14 protein-coding genes are annotated in these 9145 nt (G+C 72.6%); 1 reads left to right on the top strand and 13 read right to left on the bottom strand.

Annotated features, from left to right (window positions below):
- The 11 genes from MKK75_RS15635 to MKK75_RS15585 all read right to left on the bottom strand — a co-directional run.
- Window positions 1-177 (bottom strand): 1-deoxy-D-xylulose-5-phosphate synthase N-terminal domain-containing protein (locus MKK75_RS15635; protein ID WP_244043474.1); only part of this gene is annotated, 177 nt, incomplete at its 3' end.
- A 49-nt stretch (window positions 178-226) separates the two neighbouring features.
- Window positions 227-487, bottom strand: coding sequence for an exodeoxyribonuclease VII small subunit (locus MKK75_RS15630; RefSeq protein ID WP_160534058.1), 261 nt, complete (start codon window positions 485-487; stop codon window positions 227-229).
- Between the two features lie 121 nt (window positions 488-608).
- On the bottom strand, window positions 609-1121 hold the full coding sequence (locus tag MKK75_RS15625; protein ID WP_244043466.1) for a tyrosine phosphatase family protein: 513 nt from the start codon (window positions 1119-1121) through the stop codon (window positions 609-611).
- 46 nt (window positions 1122-1167) lie between these two features.
- Window positions 1168-1728, bottom strand: a complete 561-nt coding sequence (locus MKK75_RS15620) for a hydrolase (RefSeq protein WP_244043473.1) — start codon at window positions 1726-1728, stop codon at window positions 1168-1170.
- A gap of 29 nt (window positions 1729-1757) precedes the next feature.
- The gene (locus tag MKK75_RS15615) at window positions 1758-2372 is read right to left on the bottom strand and encodes a DNA-3-methyladenine glycosylase I (RefSeq protein WP_244043465.1); all 615 of its coding nucleotides are present in this window, start codon (window positions 2370-2372) and stop codon (window positions 1758-1760) included.
- A 78-nt stretch (window positions 2373-2450) separates the two neighbouring features.
- A complete protein-coding gene (locus MKK75_RS15610; protein WP_244043464.1) occupies window positions 2451-3302 on the bottom strand; it encodes a YgfZ/GcvT domain-containing protein in 852 nt (283 codons plus the stop codon).
- 223 nt (window positions 3303-3525) lie between these two features.
- Complete coding sequence (locus MKK75_RS15605; protein WP_160534062.1) at window positions 3526-3780, bottom strand: hypothetical protein; 255 nt, start codon at window positions 3778-3780, stop codon at window positions 3526-3528.
- A 170-nt stretch (window positions 3781-3950) separates the two neighbouring features.
- Entirely contained in the window at window positions 3951-4409 is a 459-nt protein-coding gene (locus MKK75_RS15600) for a TIGR02301 family protein (protein WP_244043463.1), read from the bottom strand.
- Window positions 4406-4873 (bottom strand): NUDIX hydrolase, encoded by a 468-nt coding sequence (locus MKK75_RS15595; protein ID WP_244043462.1) that lies wholly within the window; start codon window positions 4871-4873, stop codon window positions 4406-4408. Before MKK75_RS15595 ends, MKK75_RS15600 begins: the two co-directional genes overlap by 4 nt.
- On the bottom strand, window positions 4870-6015 hold the full coding sequence (locus MKK75_RS15590) for a hypothetical protein (protein WP_244043461.1): 1146 nt from the start codon (window positions 6013-6015) through the stop codon (window positions 4870-4872). Before MKK75_RS15590 ends, MKK75_RS15595 begins: the two co-directional genes overlap by 4 nt.
- Complete coding sequence (locus MKK75_RS15585) at window positions 6012-6734, bottom strand: SDR family NAD(P)-dependent oxidoreductase (protein WP_244043460.1); 723 nt, start codon at window positions 6732-6734, stop codon at window positions 6012-6014. The genes MKK75_RS15590 and MKK75_RS15585 overlap by 4 nt, the downstream gene beginning before the upstream one ends.
- 162 nt (window positions 6735-6896) lie before the next feature.
- Between MKK75_RS15585 and MKK75_RS15580 the strand changes: the two genes are divergently transcribed.
- Window positions 6897-7451 carry a carboxymuconolactone decarboxylase family protein gene (locus MKK75_RS15580; RefSeq protein WP_244043472.1) on the top strand — a complete coding sequence of 185 codons (555 nt, stop codon included), beginning with the start codon at window positions 6897-6899 and terminating at the stop codon, window positions 7449-7451.
- Between the two features lie 134 nt (window positions 7452-7585).
- Here MKK75_RS15580 and MKK75_RS15575 read toward each other — a convergent pair whose 3' ends face one another.
- Both MKK75_RS15575 and MKK75_RS15570 read right to left on the bottom strand, forming a co-directional pair.
- On the bottom strand, window positions 7586-7909 hold the full coding sequence (locus MKK75_RS15575) for an integration host factor subunit alpha (protein ID WP_244043459.1): 324 nt from the start codon (window positions 7907-7909) through the stop codon (window positions 7586-7588).
- Window positions 7910-8064: 155 nt separating this feature from the next.
- Complete coding sequence (locus tag MKK75_RS15570) at window positions 8065-9072, bottom strand: beta-ketoacyl-ACP synthase III (RefSeq protein WP_244043458.1); 1008 nt, start codon at window positions 9070-9072, stop codon at window positions 8065-8067.
- Window positions 9073-9145 lie beyond the last annotated feature (73 nt).

Raw genomic sequence — 9145 nt, 5'->3', positions numbered from 1 at the left:
CACCGTCAGCTCGACCACGCCGAGCCCCGAGCCGAGATGGCCGCCGGTGATCGAGACCGCGTCGATCATCTCGGCGCGCACCGCCTCCGCCACCGCCGGCAGCTCCGATTCGGAAAGACGCCGCAGCGCGGCCGGGTTCGGAATGCGGTCGAGAAGCGCGCTCTGCTCAGGGGTCATCGTCACGGCATCAACCTCTATCGGACGGGATCGGTCGCACCGCCGAGCCTCAGGACATATCGAGCGGGGCCACGCCCTCGGGCCGCCCGTCAGAGCCGAGGGTGATCCGCTGGATCCGCGCCTCGGCCCGCTTGAGAAGCGCCTCGCAGTGCTTCTTCAGCACCTCGCCGCGCTCGTAGATCGCCACCGATTCGTCGAGCGGCACGTCGCCCCGTTCGAGCCGGCGGACGATTTCCTCCAGCTGCTCCAGGGCCTTCTCGAAGGGTAGGTCGCCGGCGGCCTGGGCCACCTCGGGTCTGCTCGCACTCATTCCAGATCCGTCCTTTGAACCGGTTCTACGGTGCCAGCCCCCGGCGCCACAACCCAGGGGACCAGGATGCCGGGCCGTTTTGAAGCGGCGCGGCGGCCTTTCCGCCACACCAAAACCGAACTCACGTCAGCGCGAGGCAGAACGGCACGCCCTCGAAGGCCTCCGCGCCGCGGCCGATCCGCGCGACAGCCGCCACCATGCGGCCGTCCCGTCCGAGCATCCGGTCGGCGATGGCCACGAACAGGGGATTGGGCGTCGCCGAGGGGGAGGCCGCCCGCAGGGCCTCGGCGATCGCGCCCTCGTCGCGCTCCGGCGCCAGCGCGCAGGCCGCGATGTAGGCCGCCGCGGTCGACCGGCTGATCCCGGCATAGCAGTGAATCACCAGCGGCTTCTCCCGGGGCCAGGCCCGGGTGAAGGCCAGGATGCCCTCGACGTGTTCCTCAGCCGGCAAATCGTGACCGTCCCGCGGTTCCGCGATGTCGCTGACCCCGATGACGGCGTGATTGTCGGCCGCGATCAAGGCGGGCCGTTCGAGGGGCGTGCCGACATTGACGAGCGTGAGCACGTGGCTCGCGCCGGTGGCGGCGACGGTCTCGGGCAGGCGCGCGAGCGGGCAGACATGGATGGTTGGCATCGTGGGCGCCTGTGCCGTGCGATCGTGACGGATCGAGGGCGGCCGGTCAGTTCGCGTGCAGCGCCTCGAACCGCGCCAGGAACCGCGCCTCGGCCACGGCGGTGGGCCAGGGCTCGGTCAGGGCGACGACCGCCTCGGGCAGGTCCGCAGGGTGGCCGAAATAGCGCTCGGCCTCCTCCGGCGCGAAGCCCGCCAGCCGCACGGCCTCCAGATGGGCGGCGGCCCGATCGGCCTGCTTCACGAGGTGGGCTAGGGCGGGGGCGGGGGCGGGCAGGTCGAAGCGGCGGCGCATGGCATCGAGCAGGCGCAGCTCGACGCCGCGATAGGCGTCGCCGATCACGGCCTTCAGGGGGGAGATGATGTCGCCGACGACATATTCGGGCGCGTCGTGGAGCAGCAGTTCCAAACCTTCGGTCTCGGTGCAGCCGGGCGAGAGATGGCGGCCCGCCGCCTCGACCAGAAGGCTGTGCTGGGCCACCGAGAACACGTGCGGCCCCCGGGTCTGGCCGTTCCAGCGCGCGACCCGGGCGAGGCCGTGGGCGATGTCGGCGATCTCGATGTCGCGGGGTGCCGGATCGAGGAGGTCGAGGCGGCGGCCGGAGAGCATCCGTTGCCACGCGCGCGGGGCCGGGGGGTTCACCGCGGCCCTCCCAGTTCGGCGCAGGGCCGGTGCCGGTGGCAGCCGACGAGGTGGTCGTTGACCATGCCGACCGCCTGCATGAAGGCGTGCACGATGGTCGGCCCGCAGAAGGAAAACCCCTCCGCCTTGAGGGCCTTGCCGATCGCCCGGGAGACCGGCGTCTCGGTCCGGATCTCGGCCCGGCTCCGGGCGCTGCCCTGGATCGGCTGCCCGTCCACGAAGTCCCAGAGGAAGCGCGCGAAGCCGGGGCCGCGCTCCTCGATCCGCAGCCACGCGCGGGCGCCCGCGATCGTCCCGACGATCTTGGCGCGGTTGCGGATGATGCGGGTGTCCTGCATCAGCCGGGCAACGTCGTCCTGCGTGAAGCGGGCGATCCGCTCCGGGTCGAAACCCGCGAAGGCGTCGCGAAACCCCTCGCGGCGGCGCAGGATGGTGATCCACGACAGCCCGGCCTGGAAGCCGTCGAGGATCAGCTTCTCGTAGAGCGCCCGGCCGTCATGCTCGGGCACGCCCCATTCGGTGTCGTGATAGGCGACGTAGAGCGGATCGAGGCCCGCCCACCAGCAGCGGGGGCAGCCGTCGGGATGATCGATCAGGCCGGTCTCTGTCATCGGACCGGTTTAATGAGAACAGGTGCGGAACGCCATCGCGGGAAGCGCTGTCGAGCCGCTGCGCGGCGCCCGTTGAACTCATCCGGCCGCGCCCGCGGCAACCTCCGGCATCGCGAAGGTCGCGTAGCCCGGCCGTTCGAGCCGCACCGGGCATTCGCCGGCCCGCGGCGTCTCGCCGGCGGCCAGCGCATCGCCCAGACGGTCGATCCGCACCAGGGCGAGGCCCCGCCTGCCGGCGGCGCTGCCGGTGGTGCCCAGAACCTTGCCGGCCGCCGTGATCTCGGTGCCCGGCGCGGGGGCGCCGTCCGGGTAGGCGGCCGCCAGGATGCGGGTCCGGGCCGTGCCCCGGTGCTGCATGCGCGACACCACCTCCTGACCGACGTAGCAGCCCTTCTTGAAGTCGACGCCGCCGAGCTGGTCCATCAGCGCCTCGTGCGGGAAGGCATCGCCGAAGGCGTAGTCGCGCCCGCCCTCGGGGATGCCGAGGGCGATCCGATGCGCGTGGTAATCGGCCTCCGCGGCATCGGCCGAGAAGGCGCCCTCGGCGGCGTAGAGCCGGGCGCCGAGATCGACATGGCGGGCATCGGCGACCGCCTCGGCGGCGGCCGGGGCGGCGCCATCCCAGGCGGCCGCGACCGCCACGGTCGGGTCGGCTGCGATCGTCGCCTGCGCGCGCAGGCGGTAGAGCGTCAGGCGCTTGGCGAGGTCGCCCGCGCGGTCCATCAGCACGTCGAACCGGAAGCCGTCCGGCAGACGCGACACGAGGAAGTCGAACAGGATCTTGCCCTGCGGCGTCAGCAGCGCGCCGAGGCGGGCCTCCGAATCCTGGAGCGTCTCGACATTGCAGGTCAGCACGCCCTGGAGCAGCGCGGCGGCGTCCGGCCCGGTGACGGTGACGAGGGCGCGGTCCGGCAGCAGGGCGACGGGCATGGCAGGCGGTTCCTCAACGACGGGGCGGCGAGCCGGGAGGTAAGGGCTCCCCGCCCGCGTCTCAACCGCTCCCGACGCCGGCCTTCCTATGTCATCGATGTCCGAGAAGCCGCAGACACCACGTACCGTACACGACACGACACCGAAGCGCTTTGGGTGAGATCACGCTAAGCCGCGTCATCGAACCCCGTCGTGCACCGTGACCAACTCGGCGGAGCGCGCCCTAATGCTGGAGCGTCGTGGTGAAGGCGCCCCCGCGGATGCGCTCGGGAAAACCTTCCGCGTAGCGCGCCGTGGCCTCCTCACCGTAGGTCATCACCAGTTCCTGGAAGGCCGCGAACAGGGCGGCCTGGGCCATGCAGTCTCCATCGAGCCCGTCCAGACAGCCTTCCGCGAAGGCTTCCGAGACGTAACTCAGCGCGACGCGCTTCTCCTCGACATCGACCTCGAGAGGGGCGGTGTGAGAGATGTGCTGCATGACAGATACTTCCGTTGCGCCGGGCACGCGACCCGGTGGACCAACGGATGATAGGCGGGTCCCGGCGGCTCGGCCAGCCGGGAATTTCGGATCGGTTAACGCCAGGGCTCAAATCCGAGGCTTCCCCGGCATCGCCGCGGGGTGTGTCGTGTGTGCATCACCCCTCTGCATCACCCGCCGAAGCGTCCGGCCAGGGCGTGCGACAGCCTGTCGCCCTCGGCGACGTAGTGGGCAGCCGCCTCGTGCGCGGCCGGGGTGCAGACCCGGTAGGTCAGCGCGTAGCCGCGATAGCCGCGGTTGTAGGCGCCGGCCAGCCGGTCGCGGCGGGCCGGCGTCACCCCCTCGGACTCGATCAGCGCCTTCATGCGGGCCGGCCAATCCGCGGCGTCCGGCGCCGCGCAGAGGCCGCGCAGGAAGGCGAGCGCCCCGATGATCTCGGACATGCGCATCAGGTCGCGGTCGTAGGGTGCGGGGATGTCGGCGGGGGCGCTCGTCTCCTTGGGCGCTTCCTTCGAGGCCTCCTTGGCCGGTGCGGGCGCCCGCCCGGTGCGCTGCTGGGCCAGGGCGGGCGCGGCGGCCGTCCCGGCGACGAGCGCCAGCAGGCACAGGATCGCCGCCGATCGCCTCACGCCGTCGCCTCCCCGTCCCGCGCGCCGATCCGCGCAAACGCCTCGCGCAGGGTGCCGATCAGGCCCGGGGTGGTCGGCAGGGTGGCGACCTCGTCCAGGCTGGCCCAGCGGGTGCCGAGCGCCTCCGGGCCGGCCACCGGCTCGCCGCCGCGCCAGAGGGCGGCGTGCGGATGGACGACGTAATGATGCCGGGCGCGGCCGGCCTCGTCCCGCACGATGATCTCGGTGGGCGAGAGCACGCCGACCACCTCCGCCGAGAGGCCGACTTCCTCGGACAATTCGCGCAACGCCGCCTCGGCCAGGGATTCGCCGGTCTCCACGAGGCCGCCCGGCAGAGTCCAGACGCCCCGCATCGGCTCGTTGGCCCGCGCCGCGAGCAGGACCCGGTCGTCCCGGATCACCGCGATCGAGGCGCCCACGAAGGGCCGCGCGGGGAACAGGCGGCTGTCGGATTCCGCGCTCACGGCGTCCCCCCGTCGGGTGCGACGACCGCCACCCGCCCGTCGGCGAGGCCGACCAGCAGCCGGGCCGCGTTCCCCTCGCCCAGAACGACGATGCCGGTCGCGGCCGGAGCCGGCAGCGTGACGCGCAGGCGCTCGTGCACGGAACCCTTCGCGGAGACGAGGGCGATCTCAGGGCGGCCCGCCACCGGCAGCACCAGCTCGGGCGGTGCCCCCCCGGCCGGAGCGGTGACGGCGAGGTCCGAATCGCCATCGCCGGCCGCGTAGCCCGTGGCCTCCCCGGCGGCCTCGATCGTGTCGGGCTGCAGCGTCCAGAGCTGGAGCCGGCCGCGCGCATCGACCGTCGCGGCCTGGGGCGTGCCGGATCCGGAGAAATCGGCGATGCCGGCGATCTTCAGGGGTGGGCCGGGCTGCGGCGGCGTGCGCGCCGCGACACGCCAGCTTGCCTCGGCGCCCGGGCGGGTGATCAGCGCGAGCCCGCCCGAATCGGCGCCCGACAGGGTCGCGGCCAGCAGGGCCGGCCGGCCGGCGAGGCGCAGCAGGCGCGGCCGCAGGGGCGCGAACACCGCCGCGTCCCCCGCCGGCACCGTCGCGGTGGCGACCGGCACCGGCTTCGGATCGGTGCTGACCGCCAGGGGCTGGCGCTCGCGGATCGTCAGGACGGCGGCGGCCGCGCTGCCGTCGGGGGCGCGGGCGCGGCCTGTGAGATAGGCGCTGAGCGGCCCGGAGAGAGCCCGCCGCGTGCCCGGCAGGGCGCCGCGCGGCGTCTCAGCGGCGCTCAGGCCCTCCACGGCCTCGCGCCCGATCGGCTTCACCGTGACCGTGCCGTCCGCCAGCGTGAGCACGGCGCCGCCCTCGTCGCCCCAGACCACGGCGACCGGCGCGCTCTCCTCGTCGCCCGCCTCGCGGCCGGTCCTCGCGCCGGCGATCGGCAGCAGCCCCGAGGTCGCGACCGACACCGCAATCTCGCTGCGGGGGCCGCGCAGCGTCCGCACCGTGAAGGGCAGATCGAGGATCCGGACACCGGGCTCCGCCCGCGCACCCGCGGGGGCCGCGCACAGGAGCAGGAGCAGGAGGAGCGCCCGGCTCCGCCCGCCCGATCGCGCCGCGCGACCGGCGTCCGAGGGGGGACGGGCTCCGGTCAAACGTGCTGGCCGCCGTTGATGTGGAGTTCGGCCCCGTTCACGTAGGAGGAGGCCTCGGTGCACAGGAAGTAGATCGCCTTGGCGACCTCGTCCGGCGTGCCGAGCCGGCGCTGCGGGATCTGCTCGACGAGCTTCTCGGTGCCGGGCGACAGGATCGAGGTGTCGATCTCGCCCGGCGAGATCGCGTTCACCCGCACGCCCAGGGGCCCGAAATCGGCGGCCATCTCCCGGGTGAGGCCGGCGAGCGCGGCCTTGGAGGTGCCGTAGGCCGCCCCCGCGAAGGGGTGGACGCGCGAGCCCGCGATCGAGGTCACGTTGACGATCGAGCCCCTGGCCCGGGCGAGCTCGTCGCACAGGCCGCGGGCCAGCAGGATCGTCGCGAAGAGGTTGACCTGAAACACCCGCTGCCACGTGGCGAACTCGGTCGCCAGGGCGCCCAGGCGCTCGCCCTCGGACCCCTTGGGCGAGATCCCGGCATTGTTGACGAGCGCGTGCAGCACACCGCCCTCGGCGGCGAGCCGGCCCCGGACCTCCTCGACGGCGCGCATCGTGTCCTGCGCGTCCGCGAGGTCGACCTGGAGATGGTCCTCGGGACCCATCTCCCAGGGGCAGTTCTCCGGGAAGGGGTGGCGCGAGCAGGTGATCACGCGCCAGCCCGCGGCGGAGAATCGTTTCACGGTGGCGTGGCCGATGCCCCGGCTCGCGCCCGTGAGCAGCATGATGCGCCGGCGATCGTTGACGGGGAGGGCCAAAGCCGTAAGCCTCGCTGGCGTGTCGGGATCGCGATCCGGTCGCGGGTCGTGCCGTTGAGCCTGAATGGTCTAGGCGCAGTGGGGCCGGAAATCCAGAGCGTGCTGCGGCGCGGGAAGCGGGGGGCGGTCATGGCCGGGGAGCAGGACAGCACGGAGCGCATGCCGGTGATCCCGGCCGAGGGACTGACCACGGCGCAAGCCGAGGCCGCAGCGGCGTTCGAGGCCGAGCGCGGCGTGCCGGTCTTCGGGCCGTTCGTGCCGCTCCTGCGCAGCCCCGAGCTGATGCTCTGCGCGAGCCGGATGGGACTCTACCTGCGCTACGGCAGCGCCCTGCCGCTGCGCATCAGCGAGTTCACGATCCTGATCGTCGCCCAGGCCTGGAGCCAGCCGGTCGAGTGGGCGATCCATCACCCGATCGCCCTGAAGGCCGGGGTCGCCCCCGAGACCGCGCAGGCGCTCTCCGAGGGGCGCCGCCCCGACACGATGAGCGCCGACGAGGCGCTGGCCTACGATTTTTCGACCGAGCTGACGCACCACCGCGCGGTGGGCGATGCCACCTACGCGGCCGCGGCGGCGCGCTTCGGCGAGCAGGGCGTGATCGATCTGGCCGGGATCAACGGCTATTACGCCTTGCTGGCCATGGTGATGAACGTCGCCCGCACGGCGGTGCCAGACGAGTGTTGATACCCTCTTGGGCCGAAGACGTCTCCGCGCGTCTCCCTCCCCCGCAGAGGGGGGAGGGCGCGTGGGTCCGGCGCTGGGCGGGAAGTTTTGGATAAGTGCTGCGCGACGGCCCCATGTCGGGCCGCCCGAAAACCTCACTCGTCGTCGTCGTGTCCGTTCGCGCCGTTCAGGCCGTTGATCCTGGCCTTGAGCACGTTCGAGGGCTTGAACACCATCACCTGGCGCGGCTCGATCGCCACCTCGACCCCGGTCTTCGGGTTGCGGCCGACGCGCTTGCCCTTGCTGCGCACCACGAAGGAACCGAACGAGGACAGCTTCACCGTCTCGCCGCTCGCCAGGCAACTGCAGATCTCCGACAGCACCGTCTCGACGAGGGCGGCCGACTCGGTCCGCGACAGGCCCACCTGATGGTAGACGGCCTCGCTCAAGTCGGCGCGCGTCACCGTCTTGCCTGCCATGCCGTATCCCCCTGCCAGCGTCTCTTATCCCACGGCGCCGGGCGCGGCGAACTGTACCGCACCCGATGCCGAAGACGTATCCCTATGATCCGGCACGCTAATCGGCGCTCCGCCCCCGGTCAACCGCGTGGGCCCATCGAATTGTTTCGGGGGCGTTACCAGCGGATCAGAGCCGCCCCCCAACTGAAGCCGCCGCCGATCGCCTCGATCATCACCAGATCGCCCGTCCGGATGCGCCCGTCCCGCCGGGCCACGTCCAGGGCCAGGGGGATCGAGGCCGCCGAGGTGTTGCCGTGGCGATCCACCGTGAGCACGATCTTCTCGCGGCTGATCCCGAGCTTGTCGGCCGAGGCCTCGATGATCCGCCGGTTGGCCTGATGCGGCACGAACCACGTCAGGTCGTCGGCCGCGAGGCCGGCCTGCGCGAAGGCCTCGACGATCACGTCGGTGACTTGGCCCACGGCGAAGCGGAACACGTCGCGCCCTTCCATGCGCAGGTGGCCCACGGTGCCGGTGGAGCCCGGACCGCCATCGACGTACAGCTTCCCGCGATGCCGCCCGTCCGAGCGCAGGCTGGTGCTCAGGACGCCCCGGCCTTCCGCATCGTCCCGCGCCTCCAGCACGATCGCCCCGGCCCCGTCGCCGAACAGCACGCAGGTGGTGCGATCCTCCCAGTCAAGGATCCGCGAAAACGTCTCGGCGCCGATCACCAGCGCCCGGCGGGCCGCCCCGGTGGTGAGGAACTTGTCGGCGGTCGAGACCCCGAACACGAAGCCGGCGCAGACCGCCTGCAGGTCGAACGCCGCCCCCTGGTGGATGCCGAGCGCCGCCTGGATCTGGGTCGCGGTCGCCGGGAAGGTGTGGTCCGGCGTCGAGGTCGCGCAGATCACGAGGTCGATGTCGTCGCCCGTCAGCCCGGCATCGTCGAGCGCCGCCCAGGCGGCCCGGGTCCCGAGCACCGCGGTGGTCTCGCCGGCCGACGCGATGTGGCGCTGGCGGATGCCCGTGCGCTGGACGATCCAGTCGTCGGAGGTGTCGATCCGCGCGGCGAGATCGGCGTTGGTCACCACCTGTTCGGGCAGGCACGAGCCGGTCCCGACCACCACCGAGCGCCGCTGGGGCGCACGCCGGCTCTGGTCGGGGTCAGTGCGGAGGGTTACCATCTCTGTCCTTCCCGGACTGCTCCAGCATCACAACCGTCAGGCGTGGCGCCGGAGCGATCCGTTTTCCATCCTG

Origin of the sequence: Methylobacterium sp. J-030 (assembly GCF_022829545.1) — a bacterium.
Classification (GTDB): Bacteria; Pseudomonadota; Alphaproteobacteria; order Rhizobiales; family Beijerinckiaceae; genus Methylobacterium.
Note: the sequence above shows the minus strand (reverse complement) of the source record. Positions and strands in the feature narration are given on the sequence as shown.